Genomic DNA, 24,757 nt, shown 5'->3' with positions numbered 1-24,757 from the left:
CCGCCGTGTGGTTCGCCTATTCGCCCGACCGCAAGGGCGAGAACCCGCGCCAGCACCTGAAGCTCTACAAGGGTGCCCTGCAGGCCGACGCTTACATTGAAGTCGCCGGCGATGTTCGAGCACTCCACTGTGGCGCGGATACCAATGACCACGGCACGCCTCGCTCGCCTACCGACATTGGCGGAGTGCTGAACGACCGGCAGCAAGAGAAGCATCGGTAAAGGATCCAGGAGCGTGTTCAACTCCACTCCATGTTGGCGATGTGACTGGAACAAATCCAAGCTACGCTGCCACCCGAGTCCCCGCCCCCTTGCCTAGCGCCATCTGAACGGGAACAGCGCGCGACGTCTGCAACTCAGAAGAATCATAATTTCGGAGGGATACTGAAGACTGCGATACTGGGTGGACGACGCTCGTCTCAATAGCCACGCTAAGAAGATGACTCAGAAAGCCATGGGGGATTGTGAGACTTTTGTAATGTCTCCTACTTTGGACCTATGGCTCGCAGGGCACGACCGAGAAAGTGAGCCCCAGAGCAGGCTTCCGTTCCAATCAGCGAGCTGCCGGTTCGTTGTGAATGTAATCAATTGCCGTTGAGTAAACTTCTTCAGAAGTATTCTGCCGTGATCGCCGAGAGCTACGAGGTGAAAGGTCGTCTTGCCGAGATCAATGCCAACTGAGTGAATCTGCATGCCGATGATCTTCCTGAAACCTGCTTACAAGATCGCTCACATCTGAATAGGAGATGAAGCGGCGGACCATCGCAGTAATGCCGTTTTGCGAGACCTGGTTCAAGAGAGGTTAATCGTTCCCCGTCGAGTTGATGTACGGAGCTGTAATCATCGCGCGAAGCTTTGAAAGTTGAACTCTACCGTTCCGAAAGCATCTTTTGAATCCACACAAGATTACTCGCGCACCTACGCGTGTCGGGATGGTTCATTCCGCAGGAACGCCGTGAGATGGCGAGCGCACGCCGCTGTAGAGGCTCTGCCTCGACCGCGCCGCCCAGGCCCGCGAGCAGCATCGCAAGATTGTTCAAGCAAGTGCCGGTCTCTGGATGCGATGCACCGTAGACGTGTTCACTGATCGACAAAGCATGTCGCATCATCGGCTCAGCTTGCTGCGGACGCCCTGTGCCCTAAAGCAGCAATGCGAGAGCACTGAGGGTACGTCCCACCAGTTGATTCTCTGGTCCTAGGCTCCTCTCCTGGATCGCCAGTGCGCGTTCAAATGCAGCCTCCGCCCCCGTGAGGCGGTTGGTCGCCCGGAGCAGAAGCGGGAGATTGAATAGATCCAGCGCAACTTCGTGATGGTCGGTGCCGTAAGCCCGCTCGTCGATGGCCAGTACGCGTCGCGCTGCACGTTCTGCTTCCTCCATCCGATTGGTCTCCTGACAAACTAGCCCGAGATTATTGATGCACGCCGCTACCGCCGGATGATCCGGTCCTCGATGCCGGGTCACAATGGCGAGTGACTGCAGGAGGAGTTCTTCCGCTTCGTTGTATCGCTCCATCTAACGATAGAGCTCACCGAGCCCATTCGTCACTTGGCCAACATGCATGTGATCCTGTCCGTAAACGCGACTTGTGATGGCGAGAGCATCAACGTACAGCGACTCCGCTTCACCGTAGCGAGCCTCGTTCGCGTAGAGACCAGCCAAACCACATTGCGCAAAGACTGTCTGATAATGCTCAGCGCCCAAAGTTTTCTCTGACATCGCCACTGCGTCGAGCCACAGCTTCTCGGCATCATCCAGACGAACGAGTGTGCAGTAGAGGCCTGCCAGATTTTGTGTGTCGCGCCCTACATTGGGATGGGATTCGCCAAGTACCTCGCGGTCGATAGATAAGGCGCGGCGATGAAGTTCCTCTGCTCCTGGGAAGTCATCCTGGGCGATTCTGAGAGCGGCGAAATTGTTGAGACTCGTCGCCACCAACGGATGTTTTGCACCGAAACATTTTGTATCGATCGCGATCGACTGGCGGCACGCCTCCTCGGCCTCGTCAAGGCGGTTTAGCATATGGAGGGCAAAGCTCAGATTCGCGAGGTCACGCGCAACCGCAGAGTGACTCGCGCCGAACAGATTTGTATCGATCGCGAGCGCGCGGCGAAGAAGATCGTGTGATTCCGAGTATCTACCCATGTTGTTCTTGACCAAACTCAGGTTGCTCAACGTCATCGCGAGACTATCCTGGCCGCCAGCATATGCTTCCTCGATCGCGATGGCGCGACGATAGATAGCCTCGGAGTCTTGAAAGCGTCCAAGCTCCTGCAGGGCGAGCGCCAAGTTGTTGAGGCGCGTCGCGACGACAGGATGCCGCTCGCCGACGTTGAAAATGTCGATCTGGACGGCCTTCAGGAAGGAAACTTCGGCTTCCTTGAAGCGCCCGAGTTCTCGAAGCAGCAAGCCGAGTTCGTTCAGATGAAAGGAGACCTTGGGGTGTCGTGCGCCGAGCGCCGAGCGCGCCTGTGCCACGATCCTTTCGAGCATCTCGACTCCGCACTTATAGTCGTCAATGCGATGGAGCTTGGTGATGAGTTCGACGTTCAATTCGTCGGCGCTCAGGCCGATCTGCCCGTAGCTTACTTCGCCCTCCATCACGCTGCGGACAGACGCTTTGCTTTCCTGACTCGGATTCGCAGCGAGTGCCCGGCGGAGCATCTCTACACCCTCAGGCCGCAGAACGCTGCCGAAATCGACTCGCGGTACGGCCACGAGCATCGGCGGGATGGTGGCAGCTACGCGTGAAGCGCTTGGCAGCAGCGCGATAACGATCGGGAGGGCACGCTCGAAATACGCGCGAGCGAACAGCCGCGCCTCAAATCCTTGCCAGATACCAAGGCCGCTCTCCCCGATGAAGATCACGGCGGCGCCAATAGAACTGGCTGAAGAATATAAAGCTACCGAAAGCGCCTGCATCGTCGTCCCCGCTTGCCAGTCGTCGATCCAAACATCGCTGCCAACGGCTTTCAGGGATTCGGCGATTGCGATCACCTGTGGTCGATCACGACTGTTGTAGCAAAGAAACGCGGAGCCTCGATCGGCCCCCGGCTTGCACGCCGTGATAGTAGCCATAGCTGGTCACCTGTAGTCGCGAGGAAGTTGTTAACCGCTTAGGACGAACGCAAGAAAAAACCGGAGGCGCAAGCGTCGGTTGTCGAGTATTGCCAATCCGCGATTGAACTTTGAACGACTGAAATGTGGCCGACCGGCTCGAGGGTCGCCCCTGTTAGGGCATCCGAGCTGGCTTCAGAGGTCGGTTCATCTCAGCGGAAGATAGCTCATTTGTTTGCGCCGTAGGAGTAGGACACGACTGGAATCTGTTCCTTGTGGTTGACGTAAGGCGTTTTTCAGTGATCGGTTCGAAGTCCAGATTGGGCTTGGCTGCGGTCGGGGGCTGTGCAGGCTGCCCTCAGTGAGCGTGTGGAACTGCGCATCCGTTGTTCTGCTCCGCATTCGGCTTAGAATCGTTTGGTCCCGTCATGATCCATCTCCAGGGAGCGTAAGACCTCGCCGCCAGTATAGGAAACGCGGTCGGCTAAGTCCACGGAAATATTGACGAATTGAGCGCGAACCGCATCATCGGACATTTGCTGCACCGCATCCAGATAGAGAGGACCATCGCAGAGAGAAGACCATCGCCCGGCACCTTCACTGAGACCCGATTGCTACCCTCGTGGCGCTATGCCCTCTCTCCTCCAAAGTCGTTGTTTCGATCAGCAGGTCACTTTATGTCAAGCGGCGTTTGTTCTTGTTCTCACTTTCATAGCGTCTTTGCCTTTGGTGTTGTTTGTTCCGGTGGTCCTTGCCTCTCGACCTTGATTTCTATTCGCACTTTGAATGAGCCGCTCTTGGCTCTGCGACGGGATGGGGTCACACGGAGAAGTCGATGTTGCTAGTTTTCGGCCGGCCCTGTGAAGGCCCACAACGACACGCAGTCGTCGAGACGCGGGGTTAGCAACAGTAAACATGGTTCAGACTTTTGAAACTACTTCTGCATAGAACGGCATGTACGGTTATTCCGTGACCCAGATGCGATGGAGCAGGACAGCGAGTTTGCGTGCAACAGCGACGATGGCTCGGTTACGCGACTGTTTGCCGCCACGCTCAGCCAGGTGCAAGTCCCATCGTCGCAGAGCGGCCGCGTCAGATTGTGACAAGCCGGTCCTACCGAGTGAAGCCAGAAGTCGTAATGCTCGTTTCCTTCAGATCAACCCTGCGGACCAGGTCGGCGAAACGACGGTCTTCGCGAATTGGGTCGAAATATGGGTGGCTATTGAGGAACTGCAGGATATTTGACTGTTCTTTGTATGCTTGCTCGAGCCAATAGAAGGCCTGTTCCTTGTCGTCAAGACCAAGGTAAGCGTTCACGAACGCACCGGATGGAACGTAACCCGTCTTCCTACGATTGTTCAGTTCGGCGAGGAGGCGGACCGCGTCGTCGCGTCGGCCTGCGTGGGCGTATGCCCTGATCAACACGCCAGTCGCAGCAGGGCTATCATGCGAAAGGGAGACGGCTTTTTCCAGCACTGGAATTGCGTCTGCCGACTTATTGTCCGCGATCAACGCAAATCCAAGGCCCGTAAGCGTGATCGCGCTGTTCGGTTGGATGGCCAAGGCGCTGCTTGATTCGCGGATAGCGTCTTCGTATCGATGTGACTGGAACAGAATCCAAGCTACGCTGCCACCCGAGACCCCGACCGGGTCCAGCGCCCGAGCATGCTCGATGGATGCAACAGCCTTGTCCGTTTGTCCCTGGCATACCTGCCACAGGGAAAACCAGGAGTAGGCCTGTGCATCGTTCGGGTTCAATTCGAGGGCGCGTTTGTACTCCGCTTCCGCTTCCGTCCAGTGCCATTCTTCCTGCAAGACAAAGGCCAGAGCGACGTGGGCTTCACTAAGATTAGGATCGATCGTCAACGCTTTTCGAGCAAAACTGATTACCTTTGGCCGCGTTGCTTCCGGAGGAACTCCACTAAATACCGTTCCGAGGTTGGTGTACGCCCGGGCCAGTCCCACGTAAGCTGGCGCAAACGTTTCGTCTCTCCTGATTGCATCTTCAAAATAATGAATGCTTTGCTCATCGCCGGCTCTGTTTCCCTGGCCTAGGGCAAATCCGCCTTTCAAATAGCTCTCGTAAACTTCAGGCGCAACAGGACGCGCCGAGCTGAGCCGCTGGTGTTCCTCCCCGGTGACCGTGACCTCCACTTTGTCTGCAATGGATTGAGCCAGTTCGCTCTCCAAGCTCAGCACATCGCTTATTCCGCGGTCATAGGTCTCGGACCAGAAGTGCTGGTCGGTCGCACCGCGAATGAGCTGTGCCGTAACCCGAATGTGATCACCCTGTGTCATGACGGAGCCTTCGACAATAGCATCCACCCCCAGTGTTTTTGCGATCTGCGGTATGGACAGTTGGGCGTCTTTTAAATGCATTACAGACGTGTGGGAGATCACCCGAAGATCGTGAATGTTTGCAAGGCGCCCGATCAAGGCCTCGGTAATGCCATCAGCTAGGTACTCCTGTGTGGCATCCCCAGACAAGTTCCGTAACGGCAGTACCGCCAACGAATGAATCGGAGTTACAACCGAGGTAGTTGCACGGTGCTGGAATACGAGCCAAGCAACAACCGCCAGGTCGAATCCAAGAAATGCTGCGAGGGCAAAGCGCAGGTAAGCTCCTCTGCGATTAGTCGCCTCAGTGTAGTCAGGAGTGGCCGATGGTAATTCTGTCTCGGGCTCCGACTCGTCCACGCGCGAACGTCTGCTCTGAATCCAGGCATCGAGTTCGTGGGTAATGGCGTATACAGAGCTGCGCTTGTCGTGGACATGCCGATGGACTGGCATTCCCTCCCGTTTCTCCCAGCGCTGGACGGTCGTGACATCGCGGTTTAGGTAGGCCGCGATCTCCTTCCACGAATCGAGTCGCTTTTCGGACTCGCTGGCTACAGGCGAAATTTGACACGACGGCTCAGCCATGAAGATCTCCGGGAGAATCAGCTTATCGCACCGGAAATGAGCGGGTTATAAATCTGTCGGCGAGAGCCGCAATAGACGGTATTTGACTGCACGTAGCTGTCCTCTGACTTGCCGCTTGACCCGGGTGCGTGAGTCCACGATGGTGGCATCAGTTCAGGCGTGAAGTCACTGAGGTCCCGGCCAATTTTCTCAATTCTCGAGAAGCTCTGTCATCTTCAGCAGCTTGAGCGCCAATCCCAGAACTGGAGACCCATCATGAAAAGCAATTCTCTGGCTTCGGCCGCATGCAAGCTCTCACTCTTCCTACTGGTTTCAGCGAGCTGCGCTCTGGCCCAGGAACGCAGACCAGTGCACTACAGCGGCTTGATCAACGACTATACCCCGGCGAACGTCAATGGCGGACCGTACGAGATGCATGCTCAGTGGACACTGGATCTGCATCCGGAATGGGCCCGCGAGTGGCGCACCGCCGATTTTGCTCTCGATATGACAATGTCCGACTACGGGACCACGGCGGGCGTTCTCGATGCGACGAAGGGTGGCCAGAACCCCCACACACACCACATCACGCTGACCAACGCAACGATCACCTGGAACATGGATAGCTGCCCCACGTTCAGTCCAGCGACCAAGTCGGGCTTTCAGCTAAACGGCACTGTCAAGATGGTGACGGGAAATGGAAGCAACGCCACTTTCGAGACGGATCCGCCGTCCTCGACCCTGCAGGTCTGTGTAACCGGAGGGGACGAGGTCAGCTACTCAAACATTTCACTGGTGTTCTTGGGACCTGCGACGACACACTTTGGGCCTCAGGCCATCCACGGCGTGGTTCGCAGACCCGAACAAATCATCGAGCGTTGGTGAGGATTGGCGCTCTTCGCTTCCTCTAAGTATTGCAAACACACGGATCAAGTTGAATCGAGTTCGCTCTCCACCAGAGATTCAAACATTCAAAAGGAGATAGATGTATGGAAGCGCAACCCACTGCCCTTCTTTCACGCTCGACATTTTTTTCATCGCGCAAACAATGTCGAGACATGAAGATACAGATTTCGTGTCCTTTACTGAAGGGCCTAGCATCTTTATAACAGCGTCAGAATTAGTCTTCGACCGGTTTGGGTTCCAGTCAGTACGCGGCTAGCCGCGTACTGACTGGCGAACTCGCCTCGTGTACTGTCCGCGAGAGATGCGTGAGGACGACCGTCATTATATTCGTGCCTCCAGGCTCCGATCAGATGCTTTGCCTCTTGAGGTTCATGAACCAGTCCGTGTTCAGGCATTCACTGCGGAAGGTTCCATTGAAGCTTTCCACGAACGCATTGTCGGTCGGTTTGCCGGGCCTTGAGAAGTCGATCTTCGTTCCATTCTGGTAAAGCCCACAGGTCCATCGCATGACTAGTGAACTCGCTGACGTTGTCGCAAAATAACACCTTCGGAACACCGCGTTCGAGCTTTACTTATTCAGCGTGAGCACCACATCGTCTCCGTTCGAGCTCTGGCCCAGCTCGATCGCCATCGCCGTTCTCGCTTGTAGACATCGACGATGGTCAGCGAACGGAACGCGTTCCGTCCTGCAACTGGTCCGAGACGAAGTCCATGCTCCAGGCCTCATCAGGACCTGTCGGCTTGACCTTGTCTTCACGCAGACGAGCAGCCTTACGCCTGCCCGCAGGCTTCGTACGCTTCAGCATCGGCCCTTCTTCTTTGCACAGCCGATACACCAGATACTTGCTTACATCCCGGCCTTCGCGATTCAACAGCACGCAGATCTTGCGGTATTTATAGCGCACTCTCGCCTGAGCGATTTCGCGGATACGCATCCGCAACTCAGTTCGTGGATCAAGGCAGCTTCGGTAACCATACGTCCCGCGAGTCACACATAGAACGCGGCAGGCGTGCCGTCAGCTCGCGCCATAGCTACTCATCAACCGATCGACCTTAGGTCCACGCCGCGAAGGCTTCACCATTTTTTGAGAGCACATCCTTAAGCATCGTCGTGTCCAGCGTTCGGTCCGCCACCAACCGCTTCAGCCTCAGGTTCTCTTCCTGCAGCTGAGCCATCTGGCGTACTTGGTAGACTTCCAACCCGGCGTACTTCGCCTTCCAACGGTAAAAGGTCTGTTCGCTGGTACCTGCCTTCCGGATCACCCCCGTCACAGAAACACCCGCTTCAGCTTGCTTCAAGATCCCAACCATCTGCTCCACAGAAAAACGCTTCTCCTTCATCCAAAATCCTCCACCCTTTCAGGTCAGGTTCTGGTCGAAGACTGACACTTGAATTGGTACAAATGTGCCGGGGCCGATCATAGGGCGGCATCGACCAAAGTGACTGAAATAAAGTTCATGAAGTACCAGTGCAGAGGCTCAACTCTGGACGCAAACATACCTGACCAACTTATCTTCTACAATATTGCGGTTTAGCTGTTTTGGCGTCGACAGGGACCAGATGCCGCATTCGTAGACAACGTTGTCATTTTCGAGTATTTTTGTCCTGCGGTTAGGCGTGCCATTATCTGCGCGCAGGCTGCTCCTTAACACAGATCGAGACGTTAACACTTAATGCTGAATCTCACACGCCGAAGGTTATTACGACCGGTATCGCAGCCCCAGCAGACACCATTGGACCGGTTGCGGGTTGTTCGAACCAGCCGAAGTGCGCTTCGGGCGAAGGCCTGACGCCAACCATTGTGAATATCACCAACACGGCAGAGACAACGCGGCCTGCGGTTTGCTTGAGCTACGTAATGAGGGGATGCCAACGATGAGCAAGCAATTCACGCGCCGCGACGATCCTAAAGAAGAACTCGGGCCAACCGATCACCAGCATTACGGTCGGCGGCAGGAAGGTGAACGGTTATTTTGTCGACCACAGTGAGCTTGCGGCCGGCAAGAAGCTGGTGATCGCAACGCAGTAACCAGACAGTGCGCTGGATCAAGGTAAAGACAGCAATAGGAGGGGTAATGAAGACGAATCGGATCCGCAGTTGGATGGTTGTCGGCGCACTGCTTGGGTGCACGCTTTCTACGCAGGCACAGAGCCTGCCTCGGAGCACGCCAGAGGCTGAGGGCATCTCATCGCGTGCCATCCTGGACTTTGTGCAAGCTGCGGACAAGAACGTGGAAACCTTCGACAGCTTCATGGTTCTGCGGCACGGCAAGGTTATCGCGGAGGGCTGGTGGAAGCCGAACTACGCTGATGCTCCTCACGTCCTGAATTCCGTCAGCAAGAGTTTTACTTCTACTGCTGTCGGGCTTGCCATGCATGAGCACAAGCTGAAGCTGGACGATCGGGTGGTGAAGTTCTTTCCGACCGACGCTCCGCTAAATGCTTCGGCGAACCTGCGGGCGATGACGGTCCGTGACCTGCTTACCATGTCCGGCGGGCATGACGTGGAGCCCAAGCGGGATGGCGGACCCACGGTCAAACAGTTTCTCGCGCACGCTGTGGTGTTTCAGCCGGGAACTCATTTCCTGTACAACACCATGGGCACCTACGTGCTCTCGTCCATCGTCACCAAGGTCACGGGACAGACGGCGCTTGAGTATCTCAAGCCTCGTGTCTTCGGTCCGCTGGGCATCGAATCTCCCCGATGGGATGCCAGCCCAGAGGGTAATTCGCTTGGCGGCTACGGTCTTTACCTTCGCACGGAGGATATCGCCAAGCTGGGGCAGTTATACCTGCAGAAAGGCAGGTGGAACGGCAAGCAGTTGGTTCCACGCAAATGGGTCGAGCAGGCGACTTCCAAGCAGATTGATAACCAGAAGGAGAGCCACGCACAGATCGGGCCCGACTGGATAGAAGGGTACGGCTTCCAGTTCTGGCGTTGCCGTCACAACGCCTACCGCGCGGACGGAGCGGGCGGTCAATTCATCGTCGTGATGCCGGACCAGGACGCCGTCGTTGCCATCACCGCGGATACAGGCAACATGCAGGGAGAGCTGAACGCCATCTGGGATCACCTTCTGCCAGCTTTTCAGGCAGCGCCACTTTCTGAAGATCCTGCGGATCAAGCGGAGTTGAAGGGCACGATAGCAAATCTAATTGCTCATCCAAAGAAGAAAGATCACTAGAGGCAGAAACTTTGTGCTCGTGCCCATTGGTGTAGGAGCACTGGGGAGTCTGTCCTTTGCAAACTTGTTGTTGTCTGGAGATGCTATGCGTTCGTTCGGTTGCCTTACGGTTCTGTTACTCCTTTGTGTGGTTCCAGTAGCACACGCCGCCGAAACTGAGGTTCGATATCTGTCTGGGCTCGGCAAAGACGATCCAGTGAAGTGGCAGTTCCTGTGCGACCACGGGCCGAATGCAAATCAGTGGTCCACCATCAGTGTGCCTTCCAATTGGGAACTGCAGGGCTTCGGCATCTACACCTACGGCCGAGTCGCGCCGGCAGGCGGCTGGACCAAGATCCACGGGGTCTACAAGCGCCCGTTCACTACGCCCGCGACGTGGCGAGACAAGGCAGTCACTCTGAACTTCGAGGGCGTCATGACCGATACGCGGGTCACGGTCAACGGCCAATCCGCGGGTCCGCTTCACCAGGGCGGGTACTATGCCTTCCACTATGACATCACCCACCTGCTCAAGCCCGCCGGTCAGCCCAATGAGATTCAGGTTGACGTCGATGACGAATCCTCGGATGCCTCTGTCAATCGCGCGGAGCGCCGTGGCGACTTCTGGAATTACGCCGGAATCTTCCGTCCGGTTTATTTGGAGGCAGTTCCGAAGACGTTCATTGAACACCTGGCCATCAATGCGACCGCAGCAGGAGTGCTGGAGGTCGATGCCAGGCTCGCCGATCGAAGCACGGCAGGAGTGACCGGCACAGCGGCGACGGTGGATGCACAGGTGTTCGATTTGAGCGGCAAGCCGCTCGGAGATCCGGTAATAGTGACAGGTGCAACTTTAGGCGGTATGGCGCACCTGTCCGGAAAGATTTCCAATCCGCGACTCTGGACCGCCGAGACGCCGAACCTATATCGGCTTGACGTGCGGTTGAAGATAAACGAGAAAGTCGTGCACACGGTCCACCAGAGATTCGGCTTCCGCACGATTGAGGTTCGTCCCGGGCAAGGCCTGTTCGTCAACGGCAATCGCATCTTCTTGAAAGGAGTCGACCGGCATTCATTTTGGCCGGATTCCGGCCGCACCCTTTCCGAGAAGATCTCCAAGGACGACATCAACCTGATCAAGGAAATGAATGGCAATGCGGTCCGTTCCAGCCACTATCCGCCGGATCGTCACTTCTTGGATGCCTGTGACGAACTTGGTCTCTATGTGCTGGACGAGCTTACGGGCTGGCAGGCGCATTATGACACCGGTGTCGGCAGGAAACTGGTGAAGGAGCTTGTCGAGCATGATGTGAACCATCCCTCCATTCTCTTTTGGGATAACGGGAATGAAGGTGGCTTCAACTTCGATCTGGACGGCGACTACGCGAAGTACGATCCGCAGACGCGTCTCGTCCTGCATCCATGGGCCGAATTTCCTGTAGGTGTTGCGGATACCAAGCACTATCCCACCTACGAAGGACTGCAGCAGAAACTCGCCGCCGATCCTGTCCTATTCCCGACGGAAATGTTGCACGGCCTCTATGACGGCGGCGCGGGAGCAGGCATGCAGGATTACTGGGACGCGATACTGAAGAGCAAGGCAGGCGCAGGCGGATTCGTCTGGGCGCTACTGGACGAAGATGTGAAGCGCGTGGACAAAGGCGGCATCCTCGACTCCCAGGGTAACTATGCGCCCGATGGCATTGTTGGGCCGTATCGCGAGCATGAAGCGAGCTTCGATACCATCAAGCAGCTCTGGTCGCCCGTCATCGTCACGCCTCCTGACAGCCGATCACATGCCTACGCCGTGACGAACCGCTACAGCTTCCTCAACGCGAGCCGATGCACGTACGAGTGGCAGACGATCGAATTCCGCCGACCCAGCGACGCACTGTCAGGGTCCGTGGTGCTGGCCTCGCGGACAGACCACGGACACTCGCTGGCGCCCGGGGTCTCGGCAGCGTGGGATGGATGGGGGCTTCCGGCTTCCGCATCCGGACGCGGCAAGGCCAAGGCAGACGCCACCCGGCTGATTATCCGGGATGCAACGGGACGGGTAATCCAGACCTATGTCTGGCCTGTACAAGGCATCGCAAGCGCGCCGGAAGCCACGGCGAAGAATGGTGGCGGAGCAAAACCTGCGTGGACGGAAACGTCGGACGCATTGACCGCGAAGGCCGGCGATGTGTCCATCCAAATTGACAAGACCAGCGGGCTGCTAGTGTCTGCCTCGCGGCAGGGACATACGTACTCGCTGAAGAACGGACCTCGCGTTGTTGCCATGGACCCTCGACCTGTGCCTGTCCGCGGGCAAACTACGTCCTTGCCGCCGCAATCCACTGCCGCACCCTCGAAGCTGGTATCAGTCACGCACGCGATAGAGGGCGGCGATCTGGTCGTCTCAGTGACGTTCGACGGTCCCATGAAGTCGCTGCTCTACCGTCTGAAGCCTAACGGATGGCTATCGCTTGACTACGAGTACGCCATGAGCGGTGTCCATGAGTACTTCGGCATAGGATTCGACTATCCTGAGGCCGACGTGAAGGGCATGCGCTTCTTCGGACAAGGACCCAATCCCGTCTACCAAAACCGCCTAGCCGGTGGAACTCTCGATGTGTGGCAGAGGTCCTATAACAACACCATGGTGGGCGATCCGGATGACCTGGAGCCGGGAGATCACTTCGACTACCCGGTGTTCAAGGGGTTCTATTCCGGCGTGCGCTGGGTGCAATTTAACACCACCGAAGGTGAGATTACCGCTACGCTGGAGCAGCACCCTGACTCGCCGGTCTACCTGCAGGTCTTTGCACCCAAAACGGCATCCGAAAAACTGCTCGGCCAGGTTGCTGTGCCGTTTCCATCCACCGGACTTTCGTTCCTGAATGCCATCCCAGCCATTGGCAACAAGTTCGGCGGTCCGCAAACCATGGGGCCATCGGGCCAGCCGGCCCTTGCAAACAGTGAATACAAGGGCCACATCAGCCTGTACTTCGGAACGTTGCCGAAACCATAGGGCTCACCTGATAACTAAGAGCACAGTAGCTGTGGCTGTTCTGTTTCAGATCTCTGACTGGAGAAGCGGAGCCGCATGAAGGAGATTTGCCGAATGACTCGTACTACCTCTGTCCGCGACGCTTCTGTACCGCCTTTGCGTTGGTTGATCGTAAGCCTCTGTCTTGCTAGCAGGGCCATACGCCTGTTCCCCGCCCCGATGGATGTGGATGGACGGGTTAGTCCTCTCTCCCACAACGCGACGATCGCTTCGCCGAAACGCAAGAAGATGGTGGATTGATCATGACGTCAGGAATTCGACTGCTCGCGTGTTTGCTGGTCGCATGTGGCGCGTCCGTAGCACAAACTCAGGGGGGCGCCCGCACGTCCTCACCGTTGCCCGGCAAGGGGCTGGCGGAACACGACTTCCTGTACGCCGGGGAATCGCATGAGCGGCGCATATTCCTTGTGCGGCAAGGGAAGGTGGTGTGGTCCTATGACGACCCTACTGGCAAGGGCGAAGTGAGCGACGCTGTGATACTTTCCAACGGGAATGTTCTTTTTGCCCACCAGTTCGGTGTCACCGAGATCACACCCGGCAAGAAAGTCGTCTGGAACTACGACACCGCTGCAGGACATGAGGTCCATACCGCCATGCCTATCGGAAAGGACCGTGTCCTTTACATCCAGAATGGCAATCCGGCCGTGTTGCGGGTCGTCAACATCGTCACGAATGTGACCGAGCATGAGGTTACCCTGCAGACGAGACACCCCGACAGCACGCATGGACAGTTTCGCCACGCCCGCCTCACAGACCGCGGCACGCTGATGGTGGCCCACATGGACTCGAACAAGGTCGTGGAATACGACTACGATGGGAAAGAACTATGGTCCTTCCCGGCAACCGTGCCATGGGGCGTCACGCCCCTTTCGAACGGCAACGTGCTCATCACGGACAAAGAAGGTGTGCGCGAGGTGACGCAGCGTGGAGACATTCCCTGGAGCTTCCGCCCGTCCGATACAGCCGCCTACGAATTCACCAGCCTGCAGCAGGCGTGGCGGCTGCCAAACGGCAACACTGTGATCAACAACTGGATCAACGAATGGACTAAGACTCCGGAGAACGAACCAGGCTCCGTGCAGGCCATCGAACTAACACCGGCGAAGCAGGTGGTGTGGGTGCTCCAGTCATGGAGCCCTCCGGTGGATCTTGGACCGGCCACAACCATCCAGTTTCTTGGAGTAGGTCCGGCTCTGGAAGACGCCCACTTCGGCCCGATCCACTAGTACAGCGGCACTCACTTGCTCTCTAACGGGACATGCAGCGTTGCGAGCACCCAGCAAACCACTCTCAAAGAACGCTCCATACACTTATGCGGAACAAGCTTGATTGACAGTTCTCGTCCACCGAAACGTACAAACCCGAACGAGCGCCGATTGCTGGGGCACACATCTCCACTCTGCGGCAAAATCTGTCTTTAGGACCATAAAGGCAAGCTGGCCTACATCGTGGAACACCGTCTTCTCCGGTCTATCCGACACTTCACTGAAAGGCACACGCATGCGCTCTGACCCCACGAACGCACTGAACCCATCATGGACGCGACGCCAGTTCGTGCAGATTGGAGGGGCAGCCGTAACCGCTGCTGCAGCCACCTCCTGGCCGGCACTCTCGTTTGCATCGTCGAGGCCGTCCTGGCCTTCCGGAACCTATGTGAATCCAGTGATTGCCGGCGATCATCCCGATGCGGGTGCTCTCCGCGTAGGCAGTGACTATTACCTGGTTCATACGACTGACCACTACTCCCCGGGTCTCCTCATCTGGCATTCACGCGACCTAGTGCACTGGAAGGTCGCGGGAGCAGCTCTCGATGCCTACTATGGAGCGGTCTGGGCGCCATTCCTGTGCGAATATAAGGGGCTCTTCTACATCTACTATCCCTGTGACGGTAAGATTTTCGTCATACACGCAACGCATCCGTTGGGGCCTTGGAGCAAGCCGGTGTCGCTCGGTCTTAGCGGGATTGATCCCACGCACGGAGTGACTCCCGAGGGCCGCCGTATTCTCTATATGGCTGGCGGGGATATGGCAGAGCTCTCAGACGATGGTCTTTCCGTGAAGGAGCAACCTCGCAAGGTCCTCAGGCCTTGGACTATCCCCGACACTTGGCAGGTGGAATGCGAGTGCCTGGAAGCTCCTAAGCTGCTATCTCACAACGGCTACTACTACCTGTCCGTCGCCGAGGGCGGAACGTCCGGGCCGCCCACCAGCCACATGGTGCTCTCTGCCCGCAGCCGCAACATCGACGGACCTTGGGAGTGGTCGCCACACAACCCCATCGTTCACACCCGCAGCAGGGCCGAGACGTGGTGGTCGCAGGGCCACGGACGCCTGGTAGACGACGCAGACGGCTCATGGTGGATGACCTTACACTCTTATCGGAATGGCGCTCAGACTCTTGGTCGCCAGGTTCTGCTGCTGCCCATCCAATGGACTGCGGACGGCTGGTACAAGGTGCGCGATCAGGTATCGGCAGGGGTCCCGATTGCTAAGTCTCACCTGGAACCCGAATCGGCAGCGGAAATGGTCCCCGCATTCTCCGGCACAACCCTTGATCCGCAATGGCAGTTCTGGAAGGGTTATGACCTGAACCGGTTTCGGCTCGCGGATGGCTCACTCACACTGGCGGCCAACGGCGACAGCATCCAGTCCACTTCTCCGCTGACGCGCGCCGCCATGCAGCCGGAATACACGGTCGAGGTTGACATTGAGATCGCGCAGGGATGCGAGGCGGGATTGATCCTGTTCTATGACAGCACCCACTTTTGCGGATTGCGCCTCACTTCGGACCCGAACGCGAAGTCGCTATCGAAGACCTTTCTCGTGCGCGGTGGACGAGCGACCCTCCGAATCGTCAACACCAACCAGGTCGCCGACTTCTACTATCGCCTCCAGGATGGAGCGGCTACAGCCAAATGGGTACACATCCGAGAATCCCTGGACGTAACGAATTACCAGCAGAATGCTATCGGAGGCTTCCTCGATCTTCGGCCCGCGTTGTATGCCTGTGGCTCAGGGTCCGCGGCCTTCCGGAATTGGAATTACGAGCCGAAGTAGCGAACCACAGCAGAGAATCCGAATTTAGTTGGACTTGCAAGTTATTGACCGACGACCCGACTGTGTCGGGACGCCATCTGACGCCGTCCCACACAGCGCATTGCTACCCGCCCTACGAAGCCACTTCCATCGCCCTGGGCCCCATCCCCAGCCGCCGAGCCTCTTTCGCCGCGTACATATCCATATCCGCATGACGCTGAAGCTCTTCAGGCGTCGTTCCATGCTCCGGAGAGATCGCCAGTCCGGCACTCGCCGAGCCAGATACCACCACCCCCTCCAGTTTGAACACAGTCCCGAAACACCCCTGCAACCTCTGCCGATAGCTCTCAGCTTCGTTCAGACTCGTCAGTTCGGCGGTCAGCATAAACTCATCACCGCCAATTCTGGCTAGCAGATCTCCGGCCCGAACCTGCGAACCCAGTCGAACCGCGATCTGCTGTAGGTACAGATCGCCTGTCTTGTGACCGAATTCGTCGTTCACCTGCTTGAAGTGGTTCACGTCAATGTAAATCACTGCGACCAGGCGGTTGCGCTGGCTGGAGTTGCGCAACGCCTCTTCCAAACGTATATCCGAGTACCTCCGATTCGGCAGCCCGGTCAGGGGGTCATGATTCGAATGAAAGTTTAGCCGCTCGTAAAGTCGGCGCTGATTAAGCGCTAGGCTAGAAAGGCTTGCACCCACGCCAAGAGCGTGCTCCTCCTCTCCCGTGAGCGCTTTGTCTACTTGACAGCGGACGCGGAAGTGCCCGAGCGCCGCCCCGGACGATTCAGTCAGCTCAACCTTGAATAGCTCCTTGGTTCGACTCACGTTCACGCCCTGATTCCCTGCCGTCTCTACACCCCGATTTTCCGTTCGGCGGGAGACGGCTTTCCTTTGTCTCGAGTCAAAGTGGTACGCCTCCAACACCTCACACTTCACATCCAGCCCAGGAACTAGCCGGCCGATCGACCCACAGATGTCATCCAGAAGCTCCGGTAGGGGCGTCGACGAGTTGATCTTCTCCAGCAGCCGACTCCGGTGCTGCTCCAGCGCCATGGAGGTATGTATCCGCTGCGCCTGCGCCGACACTCGTCGCCGCAGCACCAGCGCCCATCCCGTGATCGCCACCGAGACCATCAGCAATCCCACCAGTAGAAGCAGCAAATGAGTCACCGTCCACCAGGATGCGTTCGCCGCCACTGCCACGTCTCCGGGCTCCCGCATCTCCAACAGAAAGGAGACCGAACTGCCCCACGAATCAGTCTGGGTCACGCGGCAGATCCCAGTGACCTGGACCTTCGTCCCCATGGGCAACGTCGGCAGGTGCGGCCGATCGCCTGTCCACAGGAGGACACTAACTGGATGCCCCTCGACCACCACTACCATCGTGTCTGAGATCTCGTTATGGAGTTGAGAAAGTACCTCACCCTCGATCGTCACCAGACCATCGCTGTACTTCCCCCCGATAGCGTCTTCATACTTTACCGGTTGCGGCTTCACCTGCTCAGACCGGCCGGTCGGGAGAATCTGCGCTTCATTCAACTTCGGCCCGGCGTCGTTGCCATCCGCAAAGCCAGTCAGGTCGACCACCTCGCCCAAGGCAACTGGCGTCACCTCGTGAGTCTCAGCCAGCAGGCTCTCCCCGTTGCGCTGGATCACTATCATGTGCGCCGGCTCGTAGAACGTCACCACTCCCTGCACTCGCACTCGCTCCGTCCGGTCATCCAGAAATCTTGTAGGCAACACGTCGCCAATCGCGGTATACGGGAGGTCTCGTGGCTTCACCCGCGCTGCCCGAACCACATTTAACTGCCGCCAGTCCGTCGCGTAGAGCACTGTTTGCAAAAGCTGGAATCGGCCGTTGAAGATCCCCCCGCGACTCCGCCGATCTGCACCTCTGAGTCGATCAGGCTCTCGAGATCCATTCCCCGTGCGTTCTCAACATAGACCCGGACCGTCCCTCCTGGAATCTGGACCATCAGCTGCGCCATGTCCTTCGCCGATCCCGGCTTCGGACTCGCCGAACGGACGGTCCCCCGGATAAGCACGCTCCGACAGTCCTCCCTGCCAGACATCAGTTCCCTGAATCCTTCCTCTCGCGGCTGTGCCAGACTTCCCTTCCGCCCCAGCATCCGAATTTTCGCGCCGGTTACCCTGGTCCGGAAGCTGGCGTCAGTTACTCCTTCTATCTCGATCAGGTCACCGCGCTCAATCGGGAGCACGTCTGTTGAACCCAGCGCGACATACACCCCACCCGTGGAGTCGGATACGAATAGCCTGAGCCGCTTCGCCTCGTAATATTCGACCGTGACAACGACATCGACATGAAGCGCCTTCGCTGCCTCAGCGTGAGACAGTCCCTGGATGGCACCGGTCGTAGTCAAGATCGGCGATTGCGTCATCTGCGCCCCGCCAGATTGCGGTGTCGACCATGCCATCGCGCCAGCAAGCGCAATGATCTGAAGCACCGCCATCCTTCGCCGGGATAACCCGATCGCCGGCGCCGACCGCATTTCAAGTACTGTATGTCCCATATGCCCCATTAGCCTGCACTTCTCCGGATGCTATTCGCACGCTCAGAAACCCATTTTTGACTGAACACGCGGGCGTGCAATCCGATACGACGATGGTGAGAGGTCAGGGGTCACCAATAGGGCGCAAGTCCCCGCTCTCATGAGTGTTCCTCGATTACTCATCGGCCCAGCACACCAATCCTTCAGCTTAAAGACGTACCTCGCTACACAACCTCCGTGGTACGCCGTATCTCTTTAGAGGAATGGCTTGCCGTAGCACCCCATAGAGGTAACAAACAAAGAAGCGCCCGAGCCCGCTCCCGAAGCCGGGCCCATCTCTTTTGCGGAGGGAATCGGGAACCTGTGTATACCATCAAACCCCTATGTTTTAACATTTGACGACGATCGGGCAGACCATGACCAGAATGCCGTTTGAATATCACAGTTCAATTTGTTATCCATAGGACATGGAAGACTCATCGTCGTTTACATCTTTGCCCGAGGTACGGGCCGAGATCGATCGCGTAGATCAGGAGATCGTAAAGTTGATTGGCAGACGTATGGTCTGCGTGAAGCATGCTGCACGCTTCAAGACCAGTGAACGCGATGTAGCGGCATCCGAGCGTGTCACTTCTATGCTGGAGACTCGTCGCGGGTGGGCAGTCACTGTAGGCGTAAATCCCGACATGATCGAAAAGCTGTTTCTAGATATGGTTATGCATTTCATCACCACAGAGACCGAGGATGGCGGGCGCGCCAGCCCAAAGCATGAGAATTGGGCGACACGGCGACTGTTCTTTATTGAGATGACGTGGGCGCAAGGAAGATCGTTCGGAGTCCGAACAGTAAGCGAATCATTGCGGCAATCAGAAACACGCCTGCGACCCAGGGAAACCAAGTACCGTATCGATCAAATATGGTTTGGTCGTGACGTAGCGGCACATTCGCGATAAGAGACGCGAAAGAACCGTTATCGGTTCGCACCTCTCCCAAGATGCGCCCGCGGTCGTCGCTGACGGTAAGAAAGCCATCCTTGGCTGTGTGTGCGATTGCATATCCCCCTTCAACGCCGCGCATGATCGCGATATGTCCATGCCAGGTGCGGTCAACGTCAAAGTCCCACGCTGGGTCCAGCAGGAGCTTGATGCCGGCACGTCCATAGTTTAACGCCGGATGCACGAAATCCATGTCCTTGCAGATCGCAATACCGACCGGAACCGAAAGCTTCGGCAACAGCGCCAGTGAACTCCCCGGAGCCAGCTTCGACTCAAACGGCGGCAGCAGGTGCTGCTTATCGTACGTAGTGACGGGCTGATCCGGTGTGTAGATTCGCGCCTCGTTGAAAGATTGTTGTTTGGTACGATGCAGCACGCCGATGACGAGAGTCGTTCCTGTCCGGTCGGAAACCGGCTGCAGGACCGCGTCGAAGCTCTTCGCGTCGTCGTCCAGGAGCAAACCTGTCTTTTCCGGCATGAGTACGATCTCTGCCCCCTGGCGGGCGAGCCGCTCGGCCTCCTCCCGATAGCCTATCGCCAGCTTCCGCATCGTCGCCGTGTCGTCCGCGAACACGACCCTATCCGTATCCAGCAGTCCCACTGTGATGCGCTGTTCGGAACCCGGCGCCGCAAGCCGAACGACACCAAACAGGAGCGCACCGCTGAGCATAGCCAGCATCGGGCACAAGACCATCAACTGCAAGCGTTCCTGGCCCCGGAGATAGAGCGCCGCAGAAATCGCCGAAGGAAACATTAGCAGGAGGAACGTGATGCCCCACGGGCCGGTAATGGAAGCGAGTTGGAGCATAGGCAGGAAGCGCATTTGCGTATATGCCAAACTGCCGGCTGTGCCGTTCGCGGGTGCAAAGCTGGCGATAAATTCGCACACAGTCCAGAACGCAGGCAGGGCGATGGTCGCGCTAATGACTGCTCCGCAAAGCACGAGACCACGAAATAAAAGAACACCCCCAGCAAAGAGTAATGGGGCAATCGAAAAAGGAATCAGCCACGCGGACATCGGTGCCTGCAGCACAAAATGCAGGTAGTACAACATGTTGAGACTGCCGAGGAGCATGGCAAGTGCAGCCGCTCCAGCCGTAAAGATCCACGAGTCGACCACGGTCGCCAGCCACAGCACCGGCACGAATGCAATCCACATCAAGGGCCATACTGGCTCCATTCCATTTCCCACCAGCAACAGTGCGGCCGTGGCGAACATGGCGAGTATCGCGGACATCAGAGGACGTCTAAGGACGAAGACCATTGAGATATCTCCTGAAGGAACGTTGGTGAAGCATCCGGAATTGCCTCTCGCTCTGCGCCACGCGCCCTCCCAGATACAGCACGATCAGGCCGTGCGACAACGCACTTAGCTCGAAGGCAATCTCCACGGGGTCGTCAAGCCGCAGCTCCCCCGCGCGCATCGCCTCTGCGAGCAGATCGACGGTGGGGTTGAAAGTCGGAGAGCGACCCGCCTTGAAGTCACGGGGATACACCCGCGCCCCCGCCCGAGGCGTTAGAAACATCAGTTCGTAAAGATTCGGGAGCGTCAAAGCCACGTCCAAAAATACAGTCCCCACCTGCATCAGGCGTTGCTCCACGCTTCCGTCCAGCCGCAGCGCCCGTACGCGCGCCGCCAGTTCGCCGAAGCCCTCGTCAGCCACTGCATTCAGCAGGCTGGCGCGGTCAGCATAATGCCGATAGAGGGCCATCGGAGTGACCCCGACTCGCTTCGCCACACCACGCATCGAGAGTGCGGTGATGCCCTCTCGATCCAATAGCTTACGCGCAGCCTCGCGGATAGATGCCGCCATATCTTTCTTTGGATCGCTTTGGATAGATCGGCCCTCGATGTATACATTGCATACCAATGATGTATACGCCGTATGCCCGCGCCCTGACTCACGAAGGCCCACTCCATGCGGTGGCGTCAAACTCCTAGCAGAAAACGCAGATCTACCCCGGCACAATGCAGGCGACTGTCCATGCCCGCCAGGAAAGCATGCGAGAGTGGCCTTCATCGTAGAGAAATACGGCTAAAAGCCAGACAGAGATCAGCAACTGGCAGAAACGCCAATAGCAGAAATAAATCTCGAGTTCTCCATCGACATAGAAGCGCGAACACCGTGGCCTCCACGAGTACTGAAACAAATGAGTGTGACCAGCCGCCGAAAAAGAGCGCGGGTGCGGATGCTCAACACCGGCGGTCGGAGTCCTATCGATCAGGTCGGGGAAAAACACGTCGGCAAGCAGCAAAGACATCGGCGGACGATGTTCATCTTCACTGATAGCGAGACCAGCAGCAAGGTGTGCGGCAAACATCAGCGTACGCTCTTCTGATGGAGAAACTAAGGATAGCCCAGGGAACGGCGATGATCAGAAAGTGAACGGCGGATTCACGAAAACTTATCTCATACTCCAATTCAGGTTCTTGGCGCGATCGCCGAGCTCACGCTGCCTACGAGCAGCTCCCAGGGGTCTTTATCGGCGGACCGTGAAATCAGTGAAGATCCACGCCCGTATCCCGAAAGTTACCACGCTGGAGGGACGGACGGTGTCTCTTCGTCTCTTCATTTCCGAATCACCGGCAAAAACGTATCGAGTGAAACAAACCAGATGTTGTAGAGCGAATTATCCCATTCTGTCATTGCTTGCAGATCACTCAGGCGGGTGATTTTGTTCTCTGGAAACGCCGTCGGCGTCACTCGGTCGCTTGAAAAGTACAAGGTGCGGTGATCCGGCGAGAGTCTCGCTTCGGCATCAGAACCTGGGCTGTTGATGAGGTTTCCTAGGTGCTGGGGTTTCCCCCAACCGATCCCTTGTTTGAAGACAATAAACAGATCGATATGCGTTAGGGCTGGAGGGCGATTCGAACCGAACACAATGAAAGACTCGTCGGGAGCCACTGCAGGATCAACATCGGTGAATTTCCCGTTGCTAAAAGAGACTGGGAGCGGATTCTCAAACCCGGCATCTCCCCGCTGTGCCCGGAATAACCGAAACTTACCCTTCGCTCCGTCGGGCTTCATGAAGAATAAACTCCCGTCGGTCGTTACAGCTGGAGCAAAAACCGATGATCCGTCGTTGATCACTGTCGGCAGAGGAAAAGGGTTCTCCCAACCCGCGTCGTTTCGATTGACCCGCCATAGTGCGTGCCCCGCATCGGCCATTTCTTCCCGTTGTAGAAACCGTCGCGGAGATTAGCTCCTTTCGCTAAAGGACGATTGGAGATGAAGAGCAAGTACGATCCGTCCGGCGACATGACTGGCTCCTCGTCATCCCACTCTCCTGAAAAAGCAGCTATGTCCGGGGAGGCCCATCGGTGACCGTTGAAAGTGGAGACCAGAATTGTAGAGGATGAAGTGTTGCTTCGCGCGAAGTAAAGAGTCTTCCCATCCGGAGCAAAGGTGGGGGAAGAATCGTGAGCCGGTCCTGAAATGACGCCGGGGGCGAAGACCTGGGGTCGAGCTGAGTCATCTTGCGCAAGACAGAGTTTGTTTTGTAGTGCAAACAAAAGTAGAGCCAGCACGAATCGATGTTCCACTATGAAACTCCCTTGCGAACTACTCCTGGTCACAGTTTTTATGCACTCATCGAATCAGTGCGTGGCTGAAACTTCGGCGCGAGCCAGCTTTAGAATGTCCGTTCCGGGAACCCTTACTCGCGCGCAGAGCGAGACCTGTATGTCCTACGAAAGTCAGCTTATGGGGGCGTCGCTTTTCGGGCGCAATGCCGCGAAACCAGTCGCGAATGTCCAATAGCCGAAAAAACTACCGACAAGCGCCGAATTTCCCCAACCAACTGCACTGTAAAAGCGGGTCACGTCGTGTCCGAAGAAAAGAGCCGGAACAAAAAGTAAATTGCAGAGAGCAACTGTGTAGGCGCTCATTGCCGCCCACGAAGGGAGAATCCCGGTACGTTTGATCGCGCATGCACCGGCCAGCAGCGCCACTGTTGTCAACAAGCGTTTGATTGAGCCGTGCATCAAGATGTTCGCATCAGCAAGCGGTCCATCGATGGTTGGGTCGAGCAGGTGGCCCGGCGATCCATAGACTACCCCAGTTTCGTTCGCCGTGGCGATGAGTCCGATAGCGACGTACAGAAGCCCCGCACCGAACACAATGGAGGCCAGCCACCCTGATGCCTGGTCGGCTTCTCGGATCAAGTGACTGAAGCAAGCAAAAAAAATAAAGAAGAGCACCAAAACGAATAGATTGATTAGTTCACGAGTGAAGACGTCCCATGCGGGCGGAGGTCCGGAGTAGAGAAAGTAGAGAGGAAGTACCAGGGTTATACCAACGCCGATCAACACGCCCGACATACCCATGATTCTGCGCGGCTGCAATTTCGTCATGTCCAAAATCCCTCTCATTTCCACAGCGTGGCCCCGTATCTGAATGCAAACAACTCGAAATACCGAATGAGGTAATAAATACCCGCCTCGATCTTAGGCCATTTCGCAGACAACCGAAGTAGGTAGCGATAGCTTCAGTGGATTATCACACCTCAGATAGTGCATGGTACGGACACTCCTCTCCCGTACGCGCACTAGGTAGGAGCAATTGACGAGCGCTTGCTCATAAGACGCCCTCGCCGAGCCGACCTTCGGCGCGCCACCTTTCGTCGGTCAATAGAATAGATGTCTCAATCTGGCGCGCTGGAACTGTCCAATAGGTCCGGAGCAAAAGCTCTTTCTCCCTCGGGGAAACCACCCTGAATCCGTGGCCTTCATAGAATCGGATGGCCCATACGGCGTCCGCCCAGGTTCCAATCAATACCGGCGTGTGCGTTAGCATCCGCAGATGAGAGAGAAGCTTAGTGCCAATACCGCGGCGCTGACTTGTTGTACGGACGTAGGCATGCCGTATCAGCGTCACATCCCGAACCTTCTGGATGCCCATAACACCGGCCAAGCCTGCCTCGCCTTCGAGTCCCCAGAACTCAACACCATCATTGACTTCGTCTCGAAGCTTGCCCTTTGTCATATAAGGATCTTCGTAGCGATCCGCGGGGATCGATCCTTCGTAGGCTTTCGCGCCGTCATTGATTACCTCCCAAACCTGATCAAAATCTTCGTCAAAACAACGTCGGATCATGCGAGTCATACCCCCTTGGGTCGTTCTCTCGCTATGT

Annotated in this window: 16 protein-coding genes and 5 pseudogenes; 7 read left to right on the top strand and 14 right to left on the bottom strand. The window is 57.0% G+C overall.

Annotated features, from left to right (window positions below; translation table 11 throughout):
• Positions 1-95 (top strand): annotated as a pseudogene (locus HDF16_RS24910) (IS66 family transposase); the annotation flags it as partial.
• A gap of 398 nt (positions 96-493) precedes the next feature.
• Here HDF16_RS24910 and HDF16_RS32125 read toward each other — a convergent pair.
• From HDF16_RS32125 to HDF16_RS24890, 5 genes and pseudogenes are all read right to left on the bottom strand, one after another.
• Positions 494-692: pseudogene (locus tag HDF16_RS32125) on the bottom strand (IS110 family transposase); the annotation flags it as partial.
• A 176-nt stretch (positions 693-868) separates the two neighbouring features.
• Positions 869-1,123: pseudogene (locus tag HDF16_RS32120) on the bottom strand (tetratricopeptide repeat protein); the annotation flags it as partial.
• Positions 1,124-1,138: 15 nt separating this feature from the next.
• Complete coding sequence (locus HDF16_RS31670) at positions 1,139-1,513, bottom strand: tetratricopeptide repeat protein (RefSeq protein ID WP_184222751.1); 375 nt, start codon at positions 1,511-1,513, stop codon at positions 1,139-1,141.
• Positions 1,514-3,076, bottom strand: a complete 1,563-nt coding sequence (locus HDF16_RS24895) for a tetratricopeptide repeat protein (RefSeq protein ID WP_184222749.1) — start codon at positions 3,074-3,076, stop codon at positions 1,514-1,516. It lies immediately after the preceding gene.
• Between the two features lie 1,092 nt (positions 3,077-4,168).
• Positions 4,169-5,977, bottom strand: a complete 1,809-nt coding sequence (locus tag HDF16_RS24890; RefSeq protein WP_184222747.1) for a tetratricopeptide repeat protein — start codon at positions 5,975-5,977, stop codon at positions 4,169-4,171.
• Positions 5,978-6,232: 255 nt separating this feature from the next.
• On the opposite strand from HDF16_RS24890, the gene HDF16_RS24885 reads away from it, so the two are divergent.
• The gene (locus HDF16_RS24885; protein WP_184222745.1) at positions 6,233-6,841 is read left to right on the top strand and encodes a hypothetical protein; all 609 of its coding nucleotides are present in this window, start codon (positions 6,233-6,235) and stop codon (positions 6,839-6,841) included.
• Positions 6,842-7,059: 218 nt separating this feature from the next.
• Here the strand turns inward: HDF16_RS24885 and HDF16_RS24880 are convergent.
• A pseudogene (locus HDF16_RS24880) lies at positions 7,060-8,203 on the bottom strand (IS3 family transposase).
• Between the two features lie 735 nt (positions 8,204-8,938).
• On the opposite strand from HDF16_RS24880, the gene HDF16_RS24875 reads away from it, so the two are divergent.
• From HDF16_RS24875 to HDF16_RS24860, 4 genes are all read left to right on the top strand, one after another.
• Positions 8,939-10,048 (top strand): serine hydrolase domain-containing protein, encoded by a 1,110-nt coding sequence (locus tag HDF16_RS24875; RefSeq protein ID WP_184222743.1) that lies wholly within the window; start codon positions 8,939-8,941, stop codon positions 10,046-10,048.
• Between the two features lie 85 nt (positions 10,049-10,133).
• Positions 10,134-13,040, top strand: coding sequence for a glycoside hydrolase family 2 protein (locus HDF16_RS24870; RefSeq protein WP_221313141.1), 2,907 nt, complete (start codon positions 10,134-10,136; stop codon positions 13,038-13,040).
• A gap of 281 nt (positions 13,041-13,321) precedes the next feature.
• Complete coding sequence (locus HDF16_RS24865) at positions 13,322-14,305, top strand: PQQ-binding-like beta-propeller repeat protein (RefSeq protein ID WP_184222739.1); 984 nt, start codon at positions 13,322-13,324, stop codon at positions 14,303-14,305.
• Between the two features lie 274 nt (positions 14,306-14,579).
• Positions 14,580-16,136 (top strand): family 43 glycosylhydrolase, encoded by a 1,557-nt coding sequence (locus tag HDF16_RS24860; protein WP_184222737.1) that lies wholly within the window; start codon positions 14,580-14,582, stop codon positions 16,134-16,136.
• 112 nt (positions 16,137-16,248) lie between these two features.
• Here HDF16_RS24860 and HDF16_RS24855 read toward each other — a convergent pair whose 3' ends face one another.
• Both HDF16_RS24855 and HDF16_RS24850 read right to left on the bottom strand, forming a co-directional pair.
• Positions 16,249-17,952, bottom strand: coding sequence for a GGDEF domain-containing protein (locus tag HDF16_RS24855; RefSeq protein ID WP_348641423.1), 1,704 nt, complete (start codon positions 17,950-17,952; stop codon positions 16,249-16,251).
• Positions 17,922-18,584 carry a hypothetical protein gene (locus HDF16_RS24850; protein WP_221313139.1) on the bottom strand — a complete coding sequence of 221 codons (663 nt, stop codon included), beginning with the start codon at positions 18,582-18,584 and terminating at the stop codon, positions 17,922-17,924. The genes HDF16_RS24855 and HDF16_RS24850 overlap by 31 nt, the downstream gene beginning before the upstream one ends.
• A gap of 512 nt (positions 18,585-19,096) precedes the next feature.
• On the opposite strand from HDF16_RS24850, the pseudogene HDF16_RS32115 reads away from it, so the two are divergent.
• Positions 19,097-19,348 (top strand): annotated as a pseudogene (locus tag HDF16_RS32115) (chorismate mutase); the annotation flags it as partial.
• Positions 19,349-19,427: 79 nt separating this feature from the next.
• On the opposite strand, the gene HDF16_RS24840 reads toward HDF16_RS32115, so the two are convergent.
• The 6 genes from HDF16_RS24840 to HDF16_RS24810 form a co-directional block, all read right to left on the bottom strand.
• Positions 19,428-20,843 (bottom strand): nitrilase-related carbon-nitrogen hydrolase, encoded by a 1,416-nt coding sequence (locus tag HDF16_RS24840; protein ID WP_246410011.1) that lies wholly within the window; start codon positions 20,841-20,843, stop codon positions 19,428-19,430.
• Positions 20,844-20,871: 28 nt separating this feature from the next.
• A complete protein-coding gene (locus tag HDF16_RS24835) occupies positions 20,872-21,438 on the bottom strand; it encodes a TetR/AcrR family transcriptional regulator (protein WP_184222730.1) in 567 nt (188 codons plus the stop codon).
• A 142-nt stretch (positions 21,439-21,580) separates the two neighbouring features.
• Positions 21,581-21,946 carry a hypothetical protein gene (locus HDF16_RS24830; protein ID WP_184222728.1) on the bottom strand — a complete coding sequence of 122 codons (366 nt, stop codon included), beginning with the start codon at positions 21,944-21,946 and terminating at the stop codon, positions 21,581-21,583.
• A gap of 248 nt (positions 21,947-22,194) precedes the next feature.
• On the bottom strand, positions 22,195-22,794 hold the full coding sequence (locus HDF16_RS24825; RefSeq protein WP_221313138.1) for a hypothetical protein: 600 nt from the start codon (positions 22,792-22,794) through the stop codon (positions 22,195-22,197).
• Positions 22,795-23,321: 527 nt separating this feature from the next.
• Positions 23,322-23,984 (bottom strand): hypothetical protein, encoded by a 663-nt coding sequence (locus HDF16_RS24815; RefSeq protein WP_184222722.1) that lies wholly within the window; start codon positions 23,982-23,984, stop codon positions 23,322-23,324.
• 217 nt (positions 23,985-24,201) lie between these two features.
• Positions 24,202-24,729: a GNAT family N-acetyltransferase gene (locus tag HDF16_RS24810; protein WP_246410009.1), complete on the bottom strand. Its 528-nt coding sequence runs from the start codon at positions 24,727-24,729 to the stop codon at positions 24,202-24,204.
• Positions 24,730-24,757: the final 28 nt, after the last annotated feature.

Source organism: Granulicella aggregans (assembly GCF_014203275.1).
Classification (GTDB): domain Bacteria; phylum Acidobacteriota; class Terriglobia; order Terriglobales; family Acidobacteriaceae; genus Edaphobacter.
This window is presented reverse-complemented; position numbering and strand designations above follow the sequence as displayed.